Source organism: Vibrio sp. B1ASS3 (assembly GCF_905175355.1).
GTDB classification, from domain to species: Bacteria; Pseudomonadota; Gammaproteobacteria; order Enterobacterales; family Vibrionaceae; genus Vibrio; species Vibrio owensii.
Window position 1 is genome coordinate 1,857,456 of sequence record NZ_HG992742.1, and the last position, 22,197, is coordinate 1,879,652.

General features: G+C 45.5%; 19 protein-coding genes and 1 pseudogene. 11 read left to right on the forward strand and 9 right to left on the reverse strand.

All coding sequences use genetic code 11. The features are described from left to right. Positions 1 to 197: 197 nt before the first annotated feature. From zwf to KJB05_RS08790, 5 genes are all read left to right on the forward strand, one after another. The gene (gene zwf, locus KJB05_RS08770) at positions 198 to 1,700 is read left to right on the forward strand and encodes a glucose-6-phosphate dehydrogenase (RefSeq protein WP_005426592.1); all 1,503 of its coding nucleotides are present in this window, start codon (positions 198 to 200) and stop codon (positions 1,698 to 1,700) included. Beyond that, positions 1,697 to 2,413 carry a 6-phosphogluconolactonase gene (pgl, locus tag KJB05_RS08775; protein WP_208446170.1) on the forward strand — a complete coding sequence of 239 codons (717 nt, stop codon included), beginning with the start codon at positions 1,697 to 1,699 and terminating at the stop codon, positions 2,411 to 2,413. The genes zwf and pgl overlap by 4 nt, the downstream gene beginning before the upstream one ends. A gap of 40 nt (positions 2,414 to 2,453) precedes the next feature. Continuing rightward, on the forward strand, positions 2,454 to 3,902 hold the full coding sequence (gene gnd, locus KJB05_RS08780; RefSeq protein ID WP_005531010.1) for a decarboxylating NADP(+)-dependent phosphogluconate dehydrogenase: 1,449 nt from the start codon (positions 2,454 to 2,456) through the stop codon (positions 3,900 to 3,902). Positions 3,903 to 4,101: 199 nt separating this feature from the next. Further along, positions 4,102 to 4,944 (forward strand): hypothetical protein, encoded by an 843-nt coding sequence (locus KJB05_RS08785; protein ID WP_045381086.1) that lies wholly within the window; start codon positions 4,102 to 4,104, stop codon positions 4,942 to 4,944. Beyond that, the gene (locus KJB05_RS08790) at positions 4,937 to 5,470 is read left to right on the forward strand and encodes a hypothetical protein (protein WP_208446171.1); all 534 of its coding nucleotides are present in this window, start codon (positions 4,937 to 4,939) and stop codon (positions 5,468 to 5,470) included. Before KJB05_RS08785 ends, KJB05_RS08790 begins: the two co-directional genes overlap by 8 nt. A gap of 14 nt (positions 5,471 to 5,484) precedes the next feature. On the opposite strand, the gene KJB05_RS08795 is transcribed toward KJB05_RS08790, so the two are convergent. Continuing rightward, complete coding sequence (locus KJB05_RS08795; protein ID WP_010448329.1) at positions 5,485 to 5,691, reverse strand: hypothetical protein; 207 nt, start codon at positions 5,689 to 5,691, stop codon at positions 5,485 to 5,487. Between the two features lie 272 nt (positions 5,692 to 5,963). Between KJB05_RS08795 and KJB05_RS08800 the strand changes: the two genes are divergently transcribed. Next, the gene (locus tag KJB05_RS08800; protein WP_208446172.1) at positions 5,964 to 7,484 is read left to right on the forward strand and encodes a DUF1254 domain-containing protein; all 1,521 of its coding nucleotides are present in this window, start codon (positions 5,964 to 5,966) and stop codon (positions 7,482 to 7,484) included. Positions 7,485 to 7,575: 91 nt separating this feature from the next. On the opposite strand, the gene KJB05_RS08805 is transcribed toward KJB05_RS08800, so the two are convergent. Further along, a complete protein-coding gene (locus KJB05_RS08805; RefSeq protein WP_182053179.1) occupies positions 7,576 to 8,478 on the reverse strand; it encodes a LysR family transcriptional regulator in 903 nt (300 codons plus the stop codon). 342 nt (positions 8,479 to 8,820) lie between these two features. On the opposite strand from KJB05_RS08805, the gene KJB05_RS08810 reads away from it, so the two are divergent. Continuing rightward, positions 8,821 to 8,958 carry a hypothetical protein gene (locus KJB05_RS08810; RefSeq protein WP_012128074.1) on the forward strand — a complete coding sequence of 46 codons (138 nt, stop codon included), beginning with the start codon at positions 8,821 to 8,823 and terminating at the stop codon, positions 8,956 to 8,958. 63 nt (positions 8,959 to 9,021) lie between these two features. On the opposite strand, the gene KJB05_RS08815 is transcribed toward KJB05_RS08810, so the two are convergent. Further along, positions 9,022 to 10,785: a sigma-54-dependent Fis family transcriptional regulator gene (locus KJB05_RS08815; RefSeq protein WP_208446173.1), complete on the reverse strand. Its 1,764-nt coding sequence runs from the start codon at positions 10,783 to 10,785 to the stop codon at positions 9,022 to 9,024. A gap of 248 nt (positions 10,786 to 11,033) precedes the next feature. On the opposite strand from KJB05_RS08815, the gene KJB05_RS08820 reads away from it, so the two are divergent. Continuing rightward, the gene (locus KJB05_RS08820) at positions 11,034 to 12,554 is read left to right on the forward strand and encodes an aldehyde dehydrogenase family protein (RefSeq protein ID WP_208446174.1); all 1,521 of its coding nucleotides are present in this window, start codon (positions 11,034 to 11,036) and stop codon (positions 12,552 to 12,554) included. A 66-nt stretch (positions 12,555 to 12,620) separates the two neighbouring features. Here the strand turns inward: KJB05_RS08820 and KJB05_RS08825 are convergent, their stop codons facing one another. Then, complete coding sequence (locus tag KJB05_RS08825; RefSeq protein WP_213053074.1) at positions 12,621 to 13,958, reverse strand: IS4 family transposase; 1,338 nt, start codon at positions 13,956 to 13,958, stop codon at positions 12,621 to 12,623. 166 nt (positions 13,959 to 14,124) lie between these two features. On the opposite strand from KJB05_RS08825, the gene KJB05_RS08830 reads away from it, so the two are divergent. Next, complete coding sequence (locus KJB05_RS08830) at positions 14,125 to 15,138, forward strand: IS110 family transposase (RefSeq protein ID WP_213053086.1); 1,014 nt, start codon at positions 14,125 to 14,127, stop codon at positions 15,136 to 15,138. Between the two features lie 247 nt (positions 15,139 to 15,385). Here the strand turns inward: KJB05_RS08830 and KJB05_RS08835 are convergent, their stop codons facing one another. Next, positions 15,386 to 15,925 carry a hypothetical protein gene (locus tag KJB05_RS08835; protein WP_279612223.1) on the reverse strand — a complete coding sequence of 180 codons (540 nt, stop codon included), beginning with the start codon at positions 15,923 to 15,925 and terminating at the stop codon, positions 15,386 to 15,388. A 98-nt stretch (positions 15,926 to 16,023) separates the two neighbouring features. On the opposite strand from KJB05_RS08835, the gene KJB05_RS08840 reads away from it, so the two are divergent. After that, positions 16,024 to 17,232, forward strand: a complete 1,209-nt coding sequence (locus KJB05_RS08840; protein WP_001352368.1) for an IS4-like element ISVsa5 family transposase — start codon at positions 16,024 to 16,026, stop codon at positions 17,230 to 17,232. Between the two features lie 19 nt (positions 17,233 to 17,251). Here KJB05_RS08840 and KJB05_RS08845 read toward each other — a convergent pair. Then, positions 17,252 to 17,824, reverse strand: a pseudogene (locus KJB05_RS08845) (alkene reductase); the annotation flags it as partial. Between the two features lie 282 nt (positions 17,825 to 18,106). On the opposite strand from KJB05_RS08845, the gene KJB05_RS08850 reads away from it, so the two are divergent. Further along, on the forward strand, positions 18,107 to 19,078 hold the full coding sequence (locus tag KJB05_RS08850; RefSeq protein WP_208445484.1) for a TAXI family TRAP transporter solute-binding subunit: 972 nt from the start codon (positions 18,107 to 18,109) through the stop codon (positions 19,076 to 19,078). A 98-nt stretch (positions 19,079 to 19,176) separates the two neighbouring features. On the opposite strand, the gene KJB05_RS08855 is transcribed toward KJB05_RS08850, so the two are convergent. The 3 genes from KJB05_RS08855 to KJB05_RS08865 form a co-directional block, all read right to left on the reverse strand. Continuing rightward, positions 19,177 to 19,947, reverse strand: a complete 771-nt coding sequence (locus KJB05_RS08855) for a sulfite exporter TauE/SafE family protein (RefSeq protein WP_208445485.1) — start codon at positions 19,945 to 19,947, stop codon at positions 19,177 to 19,179. 154 nt (positions 19,948 to 20,101) lie between these two features. Continuing rightward, positions 20,102 to 21,628: a tripartite tricarboxylate transporter permease gene (locus KJB05_RS08860; RefSeq protein ID WP_005451899.1), complete on the reverse strand. Its 1,527-nt coding sequence runs from the start codon at positions 21,626 to 21,628 to the stop codon at positions 20,102 to 20,104. Between the two features lie 20 nt (positions 21,629 to 21,648). Continuing rightward, positions 21,649 to 22,143 (reverse strand): tripartite tricarboxylate transporter TctB family protein, encoded by a 495-nt coding sequence (locus tag KJB05_RS08865; RefSeq protein ID WP_005451900.1) that lies wholly within the window; start codon positions 22,141 to 22,143, stop codon positions 21,649 to 21,651. Positions 22,144 to 22,197: the final 54 nt, after the last annotated feature.

Here is a 22,197-nt window from a genome sequence, read left to right on the forward strand (position 1 = left end):
TAAATGCGCTGTAATTGGTGAAATCCTGACTATGGTTAAGGTGCTCAGTTGTTGCAGAGATTTAGGTCTATAGGCTTTACCTATCAACGTAATAGGTAAGACCAATTTTCTATTTTGGGGTGCCATTGATAGGGTTGGCTCAATCCTTTAGCCGTATCCGGGCACACAATAAGTACCTCGTTTTTAAGGGAAAGATGATGGTAATACCAGAAAACAGCAGCATCGTTATTTTTGGTGCTTCAGGTGATCTTACATATCGTAAGTTGATTCCTGCTCTATACCACCTCTATGCGAACAAACAGCTTCCAGAGAATTTTGCCATTCTTGGCGTTAGTCGTACTGAATACAGCGACGATTCTTACCGAGAAAAGCTGAAGAAATCGCTTCAGGAAATGGAGAAAACCGAGCCAGAAACGCTTAATGCATTTATCAACCACCTGCATTACCAAGCAATCAATACTTCTGACACACAAGATTACAGCAAGTTGGCGACTCGTTTAGACCAACTAGCAGACGAATACCAATTCGAACAACGTAATACGCTTTTCTATCTTGCGACGCCACCAAGCCTATACAGCGTGATCCCTGCAAGCCTTGCAGCACACGGTCTGAACAATGAGGAAGATGGCTGGAAACGTCTGATCATCGAGAAACCATTCGGTTATGACCTTGAATCAGCACGCACGTTGGACAAAGAAATCCACGAGCACTTCCAAGAGCATCAGATCTACCGTATCGACCATTACCTAGGTAAAGAAACGGTTCAGAACCTGCTTGTCCTACGTTTCTCTAACGCTATGTTTGAGCCATTGTGGAACCGTAACTTCATTGATTACGTGGAAATCACAGGCGCAGAATTCTTAGGCGTGGAAGAGCGTGGTGGTTACTACGACGGCTCTGGTGCTGTACGCGATATGTTCCAAAACCACCTGCTACAAGTGCTAGCAATGGTTGGTATGGAGCCGCCTGCACAGATCAATGCTGACGCGATGCGTGATGAAGTCGTTAAAGTGCTTCAGTGTCTGAAACCACTGGATGAGAACGCACTGCGTAACGACCTTGTATTGGGTCAGTACACAGCATCGGATGTTCGTGGTCAGCACCTTCCGGGTTACCGTGAAGAGAACGGCGTAGCAGACGATTCTCGTACCGAGACTTACATCGGCCTGAAAGCTTACATCAACAACTGGCGTTGGAATGGCGTGCCTTTCTACGTACGTACAGGTAAGCGTCTACCGACTCGCGTGACAGAAGTGGTTATCCACTTTAAACAGACACCACACCCAGTGTTTGGTCAAAACGCACCAGAGAACAAGCTGATTATTCGTATTCAGCCAGACGAAGGCATCCAAATGAGCTTTGGTCTGAAAGAGCCGGGCGCAGGCTTTAAAGCGAAGGAAGTGAAAATGAACTTCCATTACGCTGATCTGCAAGAAACTCAAATGCTGACTGCTTATGAGCGTCTACTTCTTGATGCCCTAAATGGTGATGCAACGCTATTTGCTCGTAGCGATGCGGTTGAAGCGTGTTGGAAATACGTGCAACCGATTCTAGATTTCAAGCAAGACCCACAAGCGCTATTCGGATACGCGTGTGGTACATGGGGACCAAAAGAAGCGGACGACTTGCTACAGCGAGCTAACCGCGCATGGCGTTTCCCTTGTAAAAACCTAACAGATACGGACTACTGCGAACTATGATCAACCACAAGATCTACCAAACAGCAGAGCAGGTAGTAGAAAGCCTTGCTAACGACATGAAAGCGTTTAGCGAAATGGGCCGACCTGTTCACATCTCTCTTTCTGGCGGCAGCACACCCAAAATGCTGTTTAAGCTACTAGCAACAGAAGCTTACGCGACGTCAATTCAGTGGCAAAACCTACACTTCTGGTGGGGTGATGAGCGCTGTGTTGCGCCTGATGATGCAGAAAGTAACTATGGCGAAGCGAATGCTCTACTATTTACACCGGTGAATATTCCTGCTGAGAACATCCACCGCATCCGTGGTGAAGAAGAGCCAGAAGCAGAAGCACAGCGCTTTGCGAAAGAGATGGCAGAAGTGATTCCAACTGAAAATGGCACTCCTGTGTTTGATTGGATCTTGCTTGGCGTTGGCGCAGATGGTCATACCGCATCACTGTTCCCTGGTCAGACAAACTACGATGATGAGAACCTATCAGTATTGGCTTCTCATCCTGAGTCTGGTCAGATTCGTGTATCGAAAACGGCACGCGTACTAGAAGCAGCGAAGCGCATCAGTTACTTGGTACTTGGCGCTGGTAAAGCCGACATTATCGAAGAGATTAACAGCTCACCAGCACGTGTACTTCCATATCCGGCAGCGAAGATCCAAGCGAAAGCGGGTCTGACGGAATGGTATTTAGATTTAGACGCAGCGGCAAAAATCGCTTAATGCGGCCGCTAGTCGAATAAAAGACAATTGGAGAGAAACAATGAAAGGTGATATCGGTGTAATCGGCCTTGCTGTAATGGGTCAAAACCTTATCCTTAACATGAACGACCACGGCTTTAAAGTTGTGGCTCACAACCGTACTGCTGCAAAAGTAGACGAGTTCCTGGAAGGTCCAGCGAAAGGCACAAACATCATCGGTGCATACTCTCTAGAAGAACTAGTAGAGAAGCTAGAAACGCCACGTAAAGTGATGCTTATGGTTCGTGCAGGTGACGTTGTTGACACGTTCATCGACAACCTAATCCCGCTTCTAGACGAAGGCGACATCATCATTGACGGTGGTAACACTAACTACCCAGACACAAACCGTCGCGTAGCACACTGCCGTGAGAAAGGCATTCACTTCATCGGTACTGGTGTATCTGGTGGTGAAGAAGGTGCACGTTTTGGTCCTTCAATCATGCCTGGCGGCGCGGCTGAAGCTTGGGAAGCGGTTAAGCCTATCTTCCAAGGTATCTCTGCAAAAACTGATGCTGGCGAGCCATGTTGTGACTGGGTTGGTAACGATGGTGCAGGTCACTTCGTTAAGATGGTTCACAATGGCATCGAATACGGTGACATGCAGCTAATCACTGAAGCTTACCAGTTCATGAAAGACGGTCTTGGTATGTCTGCTGACGAGATGCAAGCAGTATTCGCTGATTGGAACAAGACTGAGCTAGACAGTTACCTTGTTGAAATCACGGCTGACATCCTTGGCTATAAAGATGAAGACGGTGAGCCTCTAGTTGAGAAGATCCTAGATACAGCAGGCCAAAAAGGTACTGGTAAGTGGACAGGTATCAACGCACTAGACCTAGGTATTCCTCTAACGCTTATCTCTGAGTCTGTATTCTCTCGTTGTCTATCTGCACTGAAAGACCAACGTGTTGAAGCTGAGTCTCTATTCGGTAAGACAATCACTCCAGTTGAAGGCGACAAGCAAGAGTGGGTTGATGCACTACGTCAAGCGCTACTAGCATCTAAGATCATCTCTTACGCTCAAGGCTTCATGCTAATGCGCGAAGCGTCTAACGAGAACGGTTGGGACCTAAACTACGGTAACGTAGCACTAATGTGGCGTGGTGGTTGTATCATCCGTTCTGCGTTCCTAGGCAACATCCGTGATGCGTACGAAGCGAACCCAGATATCGCATTCCTAGGTTCTGACGAGTACTTCAAAAACATCCTACAAGGCAGCCTAGCAGCATGGCGTAAAGTAGCAGCGAAATCTCTAGAGTCTGGCATCCCAATGCCATGTACGATTTCTGCGCTATCTTTCCTAGACGGTTACACAACAGCTCGTCTACCAGCGAACCTGCTTCAAGCTCAACGTGACTACTTCGGTGCTCACACTTACGAGCGTACTGACCGTCCACGTGGTGAATTCTTCCACACAAACTGGACTGGTACAGGCGGCGACACAGCGTCTACAACTTACGACGTTTAATCCGCAGTCAGTAAACGGATAAAAGCAAAAGGATGCCCAAGTGGCATCCTTTTTTATTACCTGCAATTCATGAGAGAAATACTACTAAAACTAACAGTTTCACAATGATTTGAAGTCAAACGCAGTTCTTACAAATGGAGAAGAACCTTTCAGCACTCTCCTTAAAATACTTCTCAACATCAGGATTGGGAATAAGAGTATGGCAAGCGATAGATTTCAGTGTTTGAGCGAGAGAAACAAAAGTAAAAGAGAGCAATGTTTAACGTCTTTAGACATGCATGAAGTAGATATTTATGTACTAGATCAAAAGGGACTCGTCGATCTTTGGCTATTTGAGAAGAAAATGAAAGGGTTAAATGAACAACAAATAACTGACTTAATAACGGGAATGGAGTTAGTAGAGGTTATTAGTGCAAAAGGAAGTTTAATACATGACTTATCTGCGTTTTATCTCTTAGCTGAGGACCTTAAGAAAGGTGGATCAATATTAGGGACGTATGAAGTCACAAAGAAGGGTGCACAAAGCTATATTAGTTTTTCTGGAAACCATAAGTTACGTAGTATTATCAAGCAGTCAAGATATTTATCCTCGAATGCACAGATGCTAGCACTGGGCATAGGAAAGCTTGGCTTAAAGACTGCTGCAAAAGGTGGTGTGATCTTAACGGTTATTTATTCTGTGCCTTTCAGAACACTAGAGCTTGCTCTCAAAAAAGACTACTTACTATCTAACTGGGTTGTAAATGTTTCAACTGATATTGTAATTGCTGCTATTTCTGGAGTACTGGGCTATTTTGCTGGTGTAATGATTTCTGCTGTGACAACTACGGTATTAGTGCCAATAGGATTTGGTATCGCTGTTGCTGCAACCTTTGGGTTATTTTTAGAGTATTTGGAGGGCGAATACCTAGTTAAAAAGAAGCTGATCGCGAAATTAAACAGTTTTGCTGAGGCTGAAGCAAAACATGAAACCGAGATGAAGATTCAAAGATATAAATCAGCTCGAGCTATGAATCAGTTTCTAAGGTTTAACAATGGATGATGCGCCAAGCATAAAAAAAGTTAGTCTGGTCGCTCTTGTTATCAGCTTGATTACATGTGGTATTGCTTTTACGTTGCTCAGTGCTCATTTCGAATTTCTAAGTGTAAAAGTTCAACTAGCTAAGCAATATCAAATAATCTATGTTAACACTCGCTACGTAATCGTCATTGGCGCTAGTATCACCATTCTTGTAGGTTGTGTTTATGCCATATATAAAGCAAAGATAGGCAAAGCCGTGTCGACGACATTAAGTCGTTCTCTTGAAGTTGTGTTGTTGTCAGTGATAGCTCTAGTGTGGCCCGTTTCTCTTATAGAGCAAGACAGGTTAATTTCACTCGCGACACATCAAGGTTACTATGAATGCCCGCCATTTTCTTTAGCATCGAGCAAGCCAAGTATCGAGGTCATGGTTAGAGAGCCTGAGTTATGCCGAGATGAGACAATGTTGAATATGACAGAAGACGGCAATTTATATCAACTCGATGAAATAAATGCTTATCTAAAGTCTAGGAGCATCAGTCACTAGTATTCAAAGAGCGCTTACGCGCTCTTTTCTTTTGTATTGCCTTTGTGGTGGGGACCGAATTTGTCATTCAAGTAGAGTAGTCCGCTGACGAAGAGCGCCACAACAGATACCGTAAAGAGGGCATACATACTTAATACCCAAGCGAATGTGGCTGTCAGAAAGGCAATGAAGGAAAACATTCTGCTGAATGACATTACATGACCTAATTTTTTACTTTTCATAACGCCTCCCAGAGCTTAGTGGGTAGAGTCAGAGTGTTTTCACTCCGCATTTATATTGTCTCTCTTTCGCTGGTAATATACCCAAAAAGTAGGCTAAAGATTTCTCAAAAAAGATTAAATATTGACCTGGTAGACAGTTTTTAATAGGGATTCATTGTTAGTTTTGTTGCATAAAAGCGTGTGTCGGCAATTTTGATTGTGGCGAGCATCAGAATTGATTCCTAACTTTAAGTAGAGTGAATGTATCGCAACTGATAACGCAGGAAATTCTTATGCTAAAGACTCAACTTAAACGTATCGCTGTGCTGACTGGCTTACTGGTTTCATCTTCTGTTCTGGCAAATACCAGTAACTACAACACAGATATTCCAACAAGCATCATGACGCCGAATACGGTAGAAACAAGCATCGGTACTTTGAATTTCAAGGATGGTGTGCCAAGTCAACAAACCATGGATACGCTCTATAACAATCTCGATACTATGCGAGCAACAGAAGTATTCATGAATGCCATCCCTATGGCGTCGTTAGAAGCGTTACGAATTGGACATGAAAAGATGGGATTGACGAAATCCAATCAGGTGATGCTATTTGATAACTTGATGGATTCAAATCCTTTATTTCTAACCGGTAACACGGATACCGTGTACGCCTCTGCTTTCCTTGACTTAGAACGTGACGGACCAACGGTTGTGGAAATTCCACCGGGCATGGGGCCTACTACGGTAAATGATGCCTTCTTCCGTTTCGTGACTGATATGGGCGTAGTGGGGCCAGATAAAGGTCAGGGCGGCAAATATCTTATCTTGCCACCAAACTACGATGGTCCAGTACCTGAGGGCTACCATGTATCTCAATCGACAAGTTACGTGAACTGGTTTATCGCGAGAGGCTTCCTGAAAGACGGTAAAACGGATGCAGCGGTCAACTCGTACCATACTGGTTTGAAGATTTATCCTTTGTCTAAGAAAGATGATCAACCGAAAATGGCCTTCACCTCAGGTAGTGGTAAAGCTTTCAATACTATTCACGCTAATGACGAGCACTTCTATGACGAGATCAAAGTGGTGATCGACAAAGAGCCTATTGATTTCATCGACCCAGAAATGCGCGGTTTGATTGCCACAATTGGTATTCAAAAAGGTAAGCCGTTCGAACCTGATGCGCGTATGCAGAAGATCCTGAAAGATGGTGCTGCAATTGGTAACGCGACGGCTCGTGCGCTGATGTTTAACCCACGTACAGAAAACGCGTACATTTGGGACGATCGTAACTGGAAAACTGCTTTTATCGGCAAAGATTATCAGTGGCTGATTGATGAAGGTAAAGGTGGACGTAATCTGGATGCACGTACTTATTTCTTCTACATGGCAACGGTAAACACGCCAGCGATGGCGCTTAAGATGATTGGCAAAGGCTCTCAGTATGCCATTGTTGATAAAACGGCAGAGGGTGAGTTCTTTGATGGTGGTAAGAATTACAAGCTGACGATTCCTGCGAATGTGCCAGCGAAGAACTTCTGGTCTGTGGTGGCTTACGATACGCAAACACGTTCAGAGCTACAAACGAGTCAACCGTTCCCAAGTAAGAACGATAAACGTGACCAGATGGTTGAAAACCCAGACGGCTCAGTAGACTTGTACTTCGGTCCAACCGCTCCGAAGGGGAAAGAAGCAAACTGGATTCAAACGGTTCCAAACAAAGGTTGGTTCAGTATCTTACGTATGTACGGTCCTCTAGAACCTTGGTACGACGGAACTTGGAAGCCAAGTGATATCACTGAAGTGAAATAAGGCCATCGCAAGATACGACAAACTGAAGATGAAAGCCGACCTGTTAATGGGTCGGCTTTTTTGTATTCATACGGCAATTTAATTTAGTGGCTTAGCTAAGTGCTCGTTTAATAAAGGTTTCTACCTGCGCGATGATCGGATGTTGGTAGAAGGCGCGATGGTACTGAATCCCGACATCAAACAACATTTGTGTTCCTTCTAGTTTCAACGGTAATCGACAAATTCCTGCGGGTAGTTCTTGATCATCGATATACATACCGACAAACACGTACGGGCTGACTTTGACACAATCGAGTGCGGCAGTCATTGAGGAGACGGTCAGCTTCTGCTCTAGATTTACTCCCGTCAATTTACGCATTCGTTCGTAATAAGCGCTCACATCGAGCGAACCCATGGAGACTCGCACCGTTTCAAGGTTTTCAATGTCACTGAGTTCAAGTTCGGTTTGTTGGTGAAGAGGATGTTGAGTGTTCACATACGCAAAGATGGGTACGGAAGCCACCTTACGTTCTACCATTCTCTCGTTGAGCTCATTAGGAAAACCACCAATCCCAATCGCGACAGCGCCGCGCTTTGGGTTCTCTATGCTTTCAATCGACCAATCGATAAAGGAAATCTTAGGCTTTTGTTCATCTGTGGTAAGGGCGGTAACCAAAGGAATCGTTAACATGCCAGAAAGAGGGTTGATGATGCTGAAGACGTACTCATTAGAGTGTTGGTTCGCATTAAAGGTTTTTGCCAACTGTGGTAATTGCTCAAGTTGCTCTAACGGCTCGCTTATCGCTTCACATAGCTGTTGGCAAAGCAGGGTTGGGGTATAAATGCCTTTCTCTGCATTGAACAGTTCGTTATCAAATCGCTGGCGGCATTCAGCCAGTTGCCGGGTGAATGTGGCCTTGCTGATGTCGAGTGTATGGCACACTTTTGCCTGTGACTTTTGCTGACTGAGCAGATAAAGAAAGCGATACAGATTTAAATCAATGGTATTTTTCACGAAGTTAGCGCCTCAAAACATTGAGCTTTAAGTATCAACGTGTCTCATCCTCTGTTCCAACAAAATCGCCAACAAATTTCTCTTTTGTGACATAGGGTTAGCTCAAAGTAAGAGCTTTACCAATACCGATATCAAATCTAAGATTGCGTAAAAAGGTGATAAAGAGTGCTAGGTAAGCCTTTGAACTCCTCCTATAATTAGGTTGCATATGGATGATGTTTGATGGTCGAACATCCTCTATTTTTTGAAACCTACAACAAGGAACCGGCATAAGTCGTTTTTGCTGGTGTTGTTTACATTTACCAAGAAGGTGACTTAACACTATAAATTGAGGTTCTTACGATGACTCTTAACAAGTACTTTGTTTTCATTCCGGCAGATTTGGATCAGGAAACGCACAAGGAACAGAAAGTGAATTCAGACACGGAAACTCAACGTCAGGCATTAGTAAAACAGGCGCAGCAAGAAGGCGGACTGTAAGGCTAGGTTTCAAAATGAGAAGAGCACCCAAAGAGGTGCTCTTTTTTTATCTCTCACACTTCATCATTTCAGCATACCAAGACTCTTGAGTTTGCGATAAATGGTATTGCGGCTCAGACCCAGCATGCGTGAAGTTTTGCTGATGTTGCCTTGGTTTGCTTGGTAGGTTTTCACCAACTTATCTTCCACAGTCGTACGCATGTCTCTGGTTTTTGACGTACCCACCTCTCCGATAACGCTTGCTTGGCTCAGCTTTTTGGCAAGATGGTTCGGTACGTGGCTAAGCTCGAGTTGCGCTTCTCCTTGCGCCATCAAGGCTGATACTTTTATTAAGCTGTCGAGCTCACGCAGATTCCCCGGCCAACAATAGTCCAACATTAATGACAGCAGGTGAGGGCAAATGCTTTGTTTAGACTCGGCGTGACGACGATGAATGTTCTCAATCAGTGCTTGTTTGTCGCTACGCTCTTGGAAACGAGGCAGCTCAACGATGAGTCCGTTTAGGCGGTAATAAAGATCCTGACGAAACTCACCTTGCTCAACCAATCGCTCTAAGTCTTTGTGTGTTGCGGCGATGATTTGTGTATCCACTTGGATGGTTTGGTTAGAGCCGACAGGCAACACGGTTTTGTCTTGGAGAACATGCAGCAGTCGGCTCTGTGCTTCTAATGGTAAATCTGCGATTTCATCTAAGAACAAGATGCCTTTGTGCGCTTGACGGATCTTACCTTGGTAGCCTTTGTTGCTTGCTCCGGTGAAGGCACCTGCGACATAACCAAACAGTTCGGATTCGACCAAGTCTTTTGGCAACGCACCGCAGTTCACAGAAACCAAGGGGCCGTTTTTTCTCTGGCTGTTTTTATGCAGAGCTTTAACGAACTCATTTTTACCTACGCCCGTCTCGCCAAGTATCAACAAGCTAATGTCTTTATCGATAACGCGATTGGCTTGCTGCCAACAGTGCTCGACGGTGGTATCGCCGTAATGCAGGTCATTCGAGGCAGAAATGGCACGGGATGATGCTTTTCGCTCCGATAGTGGCTGAGTTTTGAAGACTAAAGATTGGTTACTGGCAGAATCGTCGAGTATGGAGGCAAGTTGTTGTCCAACAACATTGGTTTGATCCAGCAGTTGTGAGGCAACTTGGTTATGAGCCAGAATTTGACCCTCTTCATTGGCAATGATGATGCCTTGCCAACCGCTATTCAGTAGACCTTGCTCACAAGCTAAATCAACTCGAATGTGCCCTTGAGGGATTTGGTTGAGTAGTTGGTTCTCCACTTGTTGAACCATGTTTTGCACTAAAACCTGTGTTGAAAAGTCATGCTTCTTTTGTTCACTGGTGATGTCCAGAACCCCAATTAAGTTACCCAAATGATCAAAGATAGGGCTTGCCGAGCAACTGATGAAACGATGATGTTGTATGAAGTGTTGATCTCCAATCACAGAGACAGGCTTTGCTTCCACTAATGCGGTACCAATGGCATTCGTACCTTTGAGCTTTTCTTGCCAGCATGCACCAGAACTGAGCGCAATCTCGGTCAACTTTTCACGGAATTTAGGTTGTCCCCAACTTCCAATGATCACACCCTCCGCATCGGTCAATATTAGGCGACTGTCGCTGTGAGCAAATAGTTGGTTAAACAATGGCAGAGCGAATTGTTTGACCGCATCGATCAAAAAATTGAGCTGGTGGCGTCTGCCTTCAAGAAACGCGGAAGTTACGCGAATATCGTCTGGCCGACGTCGCTGTTTTAAACCGGCTTGCTCACTTCTATCCCATGAAGTGGAAAGCCAATTGCTGTTGGTAATGTGTTGAAGTTCCATGACTGTACCATTTTGTCACAGTGAGGGTGTGCCATTTTGGAACACTTGAACACTGGTGTTCACACCATACATCCGCTCAAACGTCACTCACTTGGTTTGTTATCGCTTGGTAATCATAGTTTTACATTTAATTAACAACAAGACGCGCGTTGTTGGCATGTGACTTGAGTAATGAAGTGAACAACACAACAGAGTTGAACACTCGGTTGTTTAAAACAAAAAACTGAACGAGAACAAAAGGAAGAGTTATGATTTATGCACAGCCAGGTAGTGAAAATGCCATCGTTAATTTCAAATCGCATTACGACAACTACATCGGTGGCGAATGGGTAAAACCAACGGGTGGTGAATACTTTGACAATACATCGCCAATCAATGGCCAAGCGTATTGTAAGGTGGCTCGTTCTGGAGAAGCAGACATCAGTCTTGCACTGGATGCTGCACATGGCGTAAGAGCGCAATGGGCGAAAACCAGTGTGACTGAACGTTCGAACATCCTACTTAAGATTGCAGATCGCATTGAGCAACACCTTGAAGAGTTGGCTGTGGCAGAAACATGGGAAAACGGCAAACCCGTCCGTGAAACGCTAGCAGCAGACTTGCCTTTGGTCGTCGACCATTTCCGCTACTTCGCAGGTTGTATCCGCGCTCAAGAAGGCAGTGCGGCTGAGTTAGATGAGCATACCGCAAGTTATCACTTCCCTGAGCCGATTGGGGTAGTTGGGCAGATCATCCCTTGGAACTTCCCAATGTTGATGGCGGCTTGGAAGTTGGCTCCTGCATTGGCTGCTGGCTGTTGTGTCGTGCTAAAACCTGCCGAACAAACGCCGACTTCGATTCTCGTTCTGATGGAAAAAATTGGTGATCTTCTGCCAGCTGGCGTGGTGAATGTAGTCAATGGTTTTGGCTCAGAAGCAGGGCAAGCACTGGCGACGAGCAACCGAATCGCTAAGTTGGCATTTACGGGCTCAACGGAAGTCGGTAACCATATTCTGAAATGCGCGGCAGAGAACCTTATTCCATCGACGGTTGAGCTTGGTGGTAAATCTCCAAATATTTACTTCCCAGATGTGTTTGATCATGAAGACGAATACCTAGATAAGTGTATTGAAGGCACCTTACTTGCGTTCTTTAACCAAGGGGAAGTGTGTACCTGTCCATCACGTGTGCTAGTGCATGAGTCTGTGTACGACAAGTTTATCGCTAAAGTTGCAGAACGCGCGCAGACAATCAAGCAGGGTAACCCACTTGATACCGATACTCAGGTTGGCGCTCAAGCCTCGCAAGAGCAGTTCGATAAGATCCTGAGCTACCTAGAAATCGGTCGTCAAGAAGGCGCGAAAGTCGTGTTTGGTGGCGATGTAGCGAAACAAGAAAACGACTTGGAGCAGGGCTACTACATTCAGCCGACTTTGTTACAAGGTCACAATAAGATGCGCGTATTCCAAGAAGAGATCTTTGGCCCGGTCATCGCAGTGACCTCCTTTAAAGATGAAGCAGAAGCACTAGCGATTGCCAATGACACAGAGTATGGCTTGGGTGCAGGTGTGTGGACGCGCGACCAAAACCTCGCTTATCGCATGGGACGAAACATCGAAGCAGGGCGCATTTGGATTAACTGCTATCACGCATATCCTGCACATGCTGCGTTCGGTGGCTACAAGAAATCAGGTATCGGCCGTGAAACCCATAAGATGATGCTTGATCACTATCAGAATACGAAAAACCTACTCATTAGCTACGACGTCAATCCGCTAGGCTTCTTCTAAATAAATCGCCTTTTAAGGCAACAGAAAAAGCAGTAAAACAAAGCCCCGAGTTTTCGGCAATGTAGTTCACTTAAGCGGAGTTGCTTTGCGATTAACAGGATATCGGGTCTTTGATATTTTTACCGCCCTAGGCCGATTAGGCTTAGGGCGTTTGTCTATAAAGAGGATGGATAAATCTCCCCTGAGACTCTTTAAACGCTTAGGTGTATTGCCTGGCGATATCGCTTTACTCATCACCTTCAGTTGGCTCGCTATAAACTGACAAGCATATTTAAAGCTAATTTCATTCGGCATTCTTCCATGCTCAACCGCGGCCTGACTCGCTTCACGTCTTACTAAGTTATAACCAAGCAACAGCCCCCAGAGTTCTTGATAAACAAGGTCTACTGTTTTGCTGCGTAATACTAAGGTATTGTGTTGCATTGAGCTTTTGATATCACGATAACCCAATTCGATTTCCCAACGCTCGTGGTAGAGTTTGGCTACTGCCTTCGCGTCGTAGTTTGTTCTAGGAAGGGAGGTAAAAACGGTTTTCTGCTTACCTTGTACTTCGTAGGTCACCGCTCTGACTTGCCATTTCTCAGGTAAGCTAGGGTTCTTTTTGCGAGCTTGCGGAGAGACTTTCATTTCTATGAGCATGTCATTACTTTCTTCTTCATCTAGAAGTGTGTATTTCAGCCCCTTCCTTGCTGGTATCAACCAATGCCTATTGATACCGCTATTTTGAAGAGAGAGAAGTAAGTCTGCACCGTAAAACCCTTTATCCAGTAACGTCACAGAGTTATCTGGCAAGGAGTCGATGAAGGGCATAGCAAGCGGGATTTCACCACGCCGATAGGGGCTTATAGCGGCGTCAACGATGACATGAGAGCGGACATTCATGATAGTCACAACTCTTAGCACTGGATGCGGTGTCTGTCTGTTGCTGGAGGTATTACCCGAGCCAAAGTGCTCTCTAAGTTCGGGGGTATCTGCGGTTCGAAAAAGAGCACCGTCTACAGCAAAAACTTGTAATCCTTGCCACGTATCATCACGGTATCGTTCAAGACCCCACGTCCGCCCACATTGTTTAAACAACCACTCTGGTGCAGCTCTACCTAAACGTTGTCTTGCCTGAGTTAAAGCACTTTTTGCTAATAACTCTTCATCGGCTAAGCCATCCGCACAGACATTCATTCTTCGTGCAACTTCGGCAATAGGTTCATTACGGAAGAAGGCCATGCCGACAATTAACCACAAGACCATGTCACTTGGTAGCCGACGTCGGCGAATAGTCGCCTTATCAGAAAGACTAGCTGCCTTAACAACCCATTCATCTGGGATATGTTCAGAGAAAGTGGTGAGTTGAGCTACATCAACAGGATTTTCTTCGAGGAAATCGGCAAAACAGTTTTGGATAGACATAAAAAATCGGAAGCCTAGAAACAGGCTTCCGATTATCTCTCAGCAGAAGGATCGGTCAACCGATCCTTATCTGATCTACATTGCCGAGTTTTCGGGGCTAATTATATGGTCCGCCTCACTCTCAAGCCCTACGCTTAGAGTAGGCTCTCAGAACGAGGTGAACCATATGTCTACCATTCACATCTTAGGTATCGATTTAGGCAAGCACTGCTTTCATGCGGTTGGTAACAATCACACTGGCAAAGACGTTATTCGCCGTAAGTTTAGTCGAATCCAACTACTTCGTTTCTTATCTGTACTTGAACCTACCATCATCGCTTTTGAAGCCTGTGGTGGTGCTCACTGGCTTGCGAGAAAGTGTGAAGCCTATGGGCATCGAGTTCGACTTATCCCGCCTCAATATGTAAAACCTTACGTCAAAGGTAACAAGAACGACTTTATTGATGCAGCTGCGATAGCAGAAGCAGCGAGTCGACCAAGCATGAGATTTGTCTCTGCCAAGTCAGAGGAAGCTCAGGTAATCGCAGCTATCCATCGAGTGAGGGATGGTTATATCAAAGAACGAACGGCTTGTATGAGCCGAATTGGAGCAATACTACTTGAGTTTGGGCTGAGTTTTCCTAAAGGCCATGCCAAGATGAAAGCGCTATTTCAGTGGTTGGCCGAGCAAGATATAAAACTACCACCGAGTCTGGTCGCTGAGTTGCTCTCGATTCATGAGCACTATAAATACCTAAATGAGCAAGTATCTACTCAAGATAGAAAACTGAAAGCAATTACTGAAAATAATGAAAATGCCGAGCTTTTGAAGAGTATTCCTGGTATTGGTGATTTAACAGCAACGCTGTGTGTGGCTAATATCAGTTCTCCTTCAAACTTTGGTGGAGGTCGCGAGATGGCTGCATGGCTAGGACTCGTTCCAAGGCAGTATTCAACGGGTGGCAAATCAAAGCTATTAGGCATGAGTAAACGAGGGAACAAACACCTTCGCGCTCTATTTATACATGGAGCGAGGTCCGTGCTATCTAGGATAGAAACAACAGGAAAAGTGTTTGGAGATTGGTTAGTCAATTTACGAGCAACAAAGCCGTTTAATGTAGTGGTAGTCGCACTTGCCAATAAGCTAGCAAGAATAGCTTGGGCGGTGTTGTACCACCGCCAAGCTTTTAAGGCTGTATAGCCATAACCAAGTTTGCAACGCCAATGAACGTGATGACAAAAACGGTCGATCGGCCAGATTAGTAACCTGATACAAAAAATAGCACCTAGTTGCTTTGGGGCTTTTAAGGATAATCTGGCGCGGATATCATCGTGGAGCGGGAAGTTAATGTTCCCAACGTGGACTCCGAATACATTAGCGCAAACCAACTCCGTTATTACTAAATTGTAGTTGCAATAACGGGGCGGACCATACATTTTATGTTCATTTATGCGGTCGCGCAAGGATAATCGGTGTAACCTTTTTCATCACCGCCGTAGAAGGTGGAATGCGCATCGTAACCAACTGGCGTTAGCTCGATGCCGTTTTCCACGCGGTAGACGAAGTCTGGGTTAGTGATGAAGGGTTGGCCGAACGCTACTAAATCCACTAAGCCAGAATCTAACAACGCCTGGCCTTTTTCTGCAGTGAGTTTACCTGCAACCATGATTGGGTTCGGGTACACCTCGCGAACTTGTTTGCGAAAGGCATCCGTTGCTTCAGTGTAGTTAGAGATATTCTCACTGAAGTGAATGTAAGCAAGGTTCATCGGTGCAAGCTTCTCTAGTGCCTTCACTGTTAACTCAACAATTTCGTCATCAACGATGTTTGAACCTTCGGTAACGAAAGGAGACAGGCGGATAGCTGTTTTATCGCCGCCAATTTCTTTTGCGATCGCTTCGGTCACTTCCAACATAAAGCGCATACGATTCTCTTGAGAGCCACCGTATTGGTCATCACGTTGGTTAGATGCTTTGCGCTGATGAATCCCCTAATGATTTTTATCAAAATCATTAAGTTAAGGTAGATACACATCTTGTCATATGATCAAATGGTTTCGCCAAAAATCAATAATCAGACAACAAAATGTGCGAACTCGATATTTTACACGACTCTCTTTACCAATTCTGCCCCGAATTACACTTAAAACGACTCAACAGCTTAACGTTGGCTTGCCACGCCTTACTTGACTGTAAAACTCTCACTCTTACCGAACTTGGCCGTAACCTGCCAACCAAAGCGAGAACAAAACATAACATCAAACGAATCGACCGATTGTTAGGTAATCGTCACCTCCACAAAGAGCGACTCGCTGTATACCGTTGGCATGCTAGCTTTATCTGTTCGGGCAATACGATGCCCATTGTACTTGTTGACTGGTCTGATATCCGTGAGCAAAAACGGCTTATGGTATTGCGAGCTTCAGTCGCACTACACGGTCGTTCTGTTACTCTTTATGAGAAAGCGTTCCCGCTTTCAGAGCAATGTTCAAAGAAAGCTCATGACCAATTTCTAGCCGACCTTGCGAGCATTCTACCGAGTAACACCACACCGCTCATTGTCAGTGATGCTGGCTTTAAAGTGCCATGGTATAAATCCGTTGAGAAGCTGGGTTGGTACTGGTTAAGTCGAGTAAGAGGAAAAGTACAATATGCAGACCTAGGAGCGGAAAACTGGAAACCTATCAGCAACTTACATGATATGTCATCTAGTCACTCAAAGACTTTAGGCTATAAGAGGCTGACTAAAAGCAATCCAATCTCATGCCAAATTCTATTGTATAAATCTCGCTCTAAAGGCCGAAAAAATCAGCGCTCGACACGGACTCATTGTCACCACCCGTCACCTAAAATCTACTCAGCGTCGGCAAAGGAGCCATGGATTCTAGCAACTAACTTACCTGTTGAAATTCGAACACCCAAACAACTTGTTAATATCTATTCGAAGCGAATGCAGATTGAAGAAACCTTCCGAGACTTGAAAAGTCCTGCCTACGGACTAGGCCTACGCCATAGCCGAACGAGCAGCTCAGAGCGTTTTGATATCATGCTGCTAATCGCCCTGATGCTTCAACTAACATGTTGGCTTGCGGGCGTTCATGCTCAGAAACAAGGTTGGGACAAGCACTTCCAGGCTAACACAGTCAGAAATCGAAACGTACTCTCAACAGTTCGCTTAGGCATGGAAGTTTTGCGGCATTCTGGCTACACAATAACAAGGGAAGACTCACTCGTGGCTGCAACCCTGCTTACTCAAAATCTATTCACACATGGTTACGTTTTGGGGAAATTATGAGGGGATCTCTCAGTGCTTTGCGCATAAACTGATCAAGTAAGTAACCGTGAGCACCATGGATCTCAACGCCATCAAAGCCAGCTTCCATTGCGTTTTTTGCCGCTTGCACAAAATCTGCAGTGGTTTGTTTGATATCATCTTCACTCATTGCGCGCGGCATTGAGGTTTCGATCATACCAAACCCGCCTTCTGGAAGAGGGCCAAATACCATGTCTGGTTCTTTGATTGCAGAGGCCGATACAGGTTGTTCTCTAGCGATCGTGTCGTGGCTGCGACGACCAACATGCCAAAGTTGAATAAAGACTTTACCGCCAGCCTTATGTACCGCGTCGGTGGTCTTTTTCCAGCCTTCAATGTGTTCTTGAGTGTAAATACCCGGTGTCATTGAGTAGCCGCGACCAACTGCTGAAATTGGTGCGCCTTCAGTAATGATCAAACCTGCTGTGGCGCGTTGTTGGTAATAAGTCGCCATCATATCGTTTGGCACGTCGCCCGGTTGTGAAGTGCGTGAGCGAGTCATTGGTGCCATTGCGATGCGGTTGTTTACAGCAAAATCGCCGAATTTGAATGCGTTGAAAAGTGCGTTGCTCATAAGAAGCTCCTATTTCGAATTGCCCTCAGTCTACTCTTTTGATGATTTGCAATTAACGGCAGTAATGGCAAAAGGCTTTTGTTAAAACAACAAAAGTCAAAAAACTTCGCGAGCTTTTTCATACAATTAAAACTAAAGTCGTACGCGGTTCATAATTGCTTACCGATCAAAGCCTTTTACGACGTGGTGATAATTCTCAGGATGTGATCTCGAACGTTATCAACTTGTTAACGGTTGCTATACTTATCTGGCCATAAACAAAGGAAAAAATAAGGACGTTCAATGTTAAAGCTCAAGCAAATTGCTGTCGCGGCTTCTCTGGCTGCACTAAGTGCAAGTTTTTCAGTTTCTGCTAAAGATACGTTCGTAACCATTGGTACGGGCGGTGTAACTGGCGTGTACTACCCAACGGGTGGTGCTATTTGTCGTTTGGTGAACAAATCACGTGCTGACCATGGCATCCGTTGTTCAGTAGAAAGTACTGGTGGTTCTATCTACAACATCAATACCATTCGTGCAGGTGAGTTGGATTTAGGTATCGCTCAGTCAGACTGGCAGTACCATGCTTATAACGGTACGAGCAAATTTGAAGATAAAGGACCATTCAAAGAGCTCCGTGCTGTGTTCTCTGTTCACCCAGAACCGTTCACCGTTGTGGCTCGTAAAGACGCAAACATTAAATCGTTTGATGATTTGAAAGGTAAACGCGTTAACATTGGTAACCCAGGCTCAGGTCAGCGCGGTACGATGGAAGTGCTGATGAAAGAGTACGGCTGGACGAATGACGATTTCAAACTGGTGTCTGAGTTAAAAGCATCAGAGCAGTCTAAGGCACTGTGTGATAACAAGATCGACGCGATGATCTACACTGTAGGTCACCCAAGTGGTGCGATTAAAGAGGCGACTACGTCATGTGACAGTAACATCGTAACTGTTGCGGGCCCACAAGTTGAGAAGTTGGTTTCTGACAACAGCTTCTACCGTATCGCAAATGTACCGGGTGGCATGTATCGCGGTTCAGAAAGCGATGTACAAACCTTTGGTGTAGGTGCGACGTTTGTTTCTTCAACGGCAGTGCCAGACGAAGTAGTCTACAACGTAGTGAAAGCGGTATTCGAAAACTTTGATGATTTCCGCCGTCTACACCCAGCATTTGCAAACTTGAAGAAAGAAGAAATGGTGAAAGATGGTCTATCTGCGCCGCTTCACCCAGGTGCTGAGAAGTACTACAAAGAAGTAGGTTTGATTAAGTAATCTCTAGTCAGAACCAATGAAAACGCCATCGTAATTTGCGATGGCGTTTTTGTTTGTGAGCAATGAGCGCTTGGCTTTGGTTATATCGTGGTATTGAGTTAGGCATAGACATCTACGAAGAAGTAAATGGTAATCGCGATAGAAGAGAGGGCAACGAAGCCTTTTACGTGGCTGGGATTCAACTGGCGAGATACACGCGCGGCTAAGTAGCCGCCAACCAATGTGCCAACCATCACAACACTGCCTTTGGTCCAATCGATTGAACCGTTGGCCACAAAAATCATGATGGCAATCAGGGAAACACAGGTCGAAACCAGCAGCTTAAGCCCGTTCATTAAGTTGATGTCTTGGTGTCCTGCAACCACTAAATAACTCAACACGATCACGCCCAATCCGGCATTGAAGAAGCCACCATAAGCAGAGACGCCAATCAAAAGAAGACTCAGTGCAATCACACCTAGAATACCGGCGTGTTTGGTCTCTTTGGTCAGAGACTTAATCAACGCAGTCATGCGTGAGCCAGTTAAAAAAAGTACGGTTGCGAATAACAATAGCCATGGAATCGCTTCAAGAAAAACAGATTCTGGCGTGTTCAGCAAAAGGTAAGCGCCGACAGCGCCACCAATCAAACTGAAAGAGATAGTGAAAGCCAGTTCTTGCTTGTTCTTCATGATTTCTTCGCGAAAGCCGATTGCACCACTGATGTAGCCTGCGCAAGAAGCATAGGTATTCGTCGCGTTCGCCATAATGGGAGGCACGCCAACCGCCATCAAGGCAGGGAAGGTTATGAAGCTACCACCACCGGCGACGGAGTTCATGATCCCACCAACGACGCCCGCGGCAAACAAGAGAGCAAATTCCAGCAGCATAAAAAGTCCTTTTTTGTTCTTATAATTTTTGTGTCTGAACGGTTAACACTACGCAACTCACCCAAAGAAATAAAGTAGCGATTAGTCCAAGAAAAAAGCCACCGCAAAGGGTGGCTTGGTTTCAAAGGTCTATCTTGAGGGAGAGATAGAATGCTTATTGCTCAACTTTCACTGGCTGTGCTTTAAGCTTTTGAAAGAGTTTTACAAACAGTGGACTGCCAAGTACCAATACCGCGAGTACTGTAAATGTCAGTGTGATTGGGCGTTCCCATAAGAAGCTCAGTTCACCGTCGGAAATCATCAATGCACGGCGCAGGTTTTCTTCCATTAATCCACCAAGGATAAAGCCAAGCAATAGCGGTGCGAGAGGGAAGTTTGCCAGCCTTAGTGCGATGGCAGCCATTGCCACAAGCAACATCACAAACACGTCCATGGTGTTGAAAGAAACCAGATACACACCGGTGATAGAGAAGAACAGAATCATCGGCAACAACACGGTTCTTGGTACGGCCAACAGTTTTGAAATGTATGGGATCAGCGGTAGGTTAAGAATCACCAACACAATGTTGCCGAAGTACATGGAGATAATCACCGACCAGAACACATCTGGATGCTCAACAAACAGACGAGGACCCGGCTGAATACCGTAAGCGATTAACGCTCCTAGCATGATTGCGGTTGTACCAGAGCCCGGAATACCAAGAGTAAGCAGGGGAACGAAAGAACCACTTGATGCTGCGTTGTTCGCTGACTCCGGAGCCACCAAACCTCGGATGCTGCCTTTACCAAACTGTTCTTTTTTATCCTTTGGAGCAAGGTTACGTTCCATGCCGTAGCTTAAGAAGGCGGCAATGGTTGCACCTGCACCCGGAAGCACACCAGTAAAGAAACCAAGGATTGAAGAGCGAATAGAAACCGGCGCTACTTCTTTGATTTCTTCCTTGGTGACTTTCATCGAACCAATGTTGCTCAGCTTATCTTGTTCTTCATCACGTGTGTCCTCGGAAGGCTTCAAAATGCCCATCAAAGTTTCGCCAAGCGCAAAGGTCGCCATCGCCAACAACAGGAAGCTGAAACCATCCATCAAATCTGTAAGACCAAAGGTGAAGCGTTCAACACCGACGCCTTTATCAATACCGACGGTAGATAGCATCAAGCCGAGAATGGTCATCATCCACGCTTTGATCACTTGTCCTTTACCTGCAAAGGCTGCCACTGCGGATAAGCCAAGAAGCATTAGCGCAAAGTAGTCAGAAGATTGAAAGCTTAGCGAGACGTTAGCCAGTGCTGGCGCGGCTACAAGTAGCATGATGGCTGAAAGCGTGCCGCCAGTGAAAGAAGAGTAAGCCGCCAGCGCAAGTGCTTTACCTGCTTGTCCTTTCTGTGCCATTGGGTAGCCATCAAACGCGGTGACTACGGTTGAAGAACAACCCGGCGCGTTGATAAGAATAGAAGAAGTTGAACCACCAAATACCGCACCATAATAAACACCAGCCATCAGAATCAGACCTGAAGACGGATCCAACCCATAGGTGATAGGTATCATCAGAGCGATGGCAGAAATAGGACCAAGCCCCGGTAGCATGCCGATAAATGTACCGACAAAACAGCCAACAATCACCATCATGATGTTCATTGGCATCACGGCGGTGGATAAACCTTGTAGAATTCCATCTAACATAATTCAGTCCTTTCTTTTGACTACCAGATGGTGAAAATCAGACCAGGCTCAAGGTAGATATCTAGACCCTGAGTGAGCAGCAAGTAAAACGCGATAACGAACGGAAATGAGGCTCCAAACAACACCGATTTACGTCGTTCGCCAAGAAGGTAAAAGCCCGCAAGTAGGAAGAATCCTGTCGCTAATACAAAGCCGATGTAAGTCAAACCCAGACCATAAAGCGCCATCAAAACTAAAAACGCGATCAGCAATTTCCAGTTGAATGACATCACAGCGCCGCTTTGTTTATCGGGCTGACCAGTGACCAATAGCATTAGCGCTAAACCAATCCCGACGTAGGTCAGAATGGTTGGTAAGGTGCGAGCTGTGAAGGGTTCGTATTCATCCCCGGGAAAGAGAGGGATTTGCGTAGTTTGGTAGCCGTAGCACAGGCAAAACAACAAAAAGATCATCGCACCGACACGATCGCGGCACAGCAAATTCTCTTTGGTAAAAATATTGGTTGAATGAGACATATCCAACTCCTAGAACAACAGGAAAAGACCGTATATGGGCGTTAATGAAGAAGG

Excerpts from the sequence above, each read along its gene's own strand:
- pgl (WP_208446170.1), top strand. The coding sequence starts at position 1,697 with ATGATCAACCACAAGATCTACCAAACAGCAGAGCAGGTAGTAGAAAGC.
- KJB05_RS08850 (WP_208445484.1), top strand. The coding sequence starts at position 18,107 with ATGTTAAAGCTCAAGCAAATTGCTGTCGCGGCTTCTCTGGCTGCACTA.
- KJB05_RS08795 (WP_010448329.1), bottom strand. The coding sequence starts at position 5,691 with ATGAAAAGTAAAAAATTAGGTCATGTAATGTCATTCAGCAGAATGTTT.
- KJB05_RS08800 (WP_208446172.1), top strand. The coding sequence starts at position 5,964 with ATGCTAAAGACTCAACTTAAACGTATCGCTGTGCTGACTGGCTTACTG.
- KJB05_RS08855 (WP_208445485.1), bottom strand. The coding sequence starts at position 19,947 with ATGCTGCTGGAATTTGCTCTCTTGTTTGCCGCGGGCGTCGTTGGTGGG.
- KJB05_RS08825 (WP_213053074.1), bottom strand. The coding sequence starts at position 13,958 with ATGTCTATCCAAAACTGTTTTGCCGATTTCCTCGAAGAAAATCCTGTT.
- KJB05_RS08810 (WP_012128074.1), top strand. The coding sequence starts at position 8,821 with ATGACTCTTAACAAGTACTTTGTTTTCATTCCGGCAGATTTGGATCAG.
- KJB05_RS08865 (WP_005451900.1), bottom strand. The coding sequence starts at position 22,143 with ATGTCTCATTCAACCAATATTTTTACCAAAGAGAATTTGCTGTGCCGC.
- KJB05_RS08815 (WP_208446173.1), bottom strand. The coding sequence starts at position 10,785 with ATGGAACTTCAACACATTACCAACAGCAATTGGCTTTCCACTTCATGG.
- KJB05_RS08840 (WP_001352368.1), top strand. The coding sequence starts at position 16,024 with ATGTGCGAACTCGATATTTTACACGACTCTCTTTACCAATTCTGCCCC.
- gnd (WP_005531010.1), top strand. The coding sequence starts at position 2,454 with ATGAAAGGTGATATCGGTGTAATCGGCCTTGCTGTAATGGGTCAAAAC.
- KJB05_RS08820 (WP_208446174.1), top strand. The coding sequence starts at position 11,034 with ATGATTTATGCACAGCCAGGTAGTGAAAATGCCATCGTTAATTTCAAA.
- KJB05_RS08830 (WP_213053086.1), top strand. The coding sequence starts at position 14,125 with ATGTCTACCATTCACATCTTAGGTATCGATTTAGGCAAGCACTGCTTT.
- KJB05_RS08790 (WP_208446171.1), top strand. The coding sequence starts at position 4,937 with ATGGATGATGCGCCAAGCATAAAAAAAGTTAGTCTGGTCGCTCTTGTT.
- KJB05_RS08785 (WP_045381086.1), top strand. The coding sequence starts at position 4,102 with ATGGCAAGCGATAGATTTCAGTGTTTGAGCGAGAGAAACAAAAGTAAA.
- KJB05_RS08860 (WP_005451899.1), bottom strand. The coding sequence starts at position 21,628 with ATGTTAGATGGAATTCTACAAGGTTTATCCACCGCCGTGATGCCAATG.
- zwf (WP_005426592.1), top strand. The coding sequence starts at position 198 with ATGGTAATACCAGAAAACAGCAGCATCGTTATTTTTGGTGCTTCAGGT.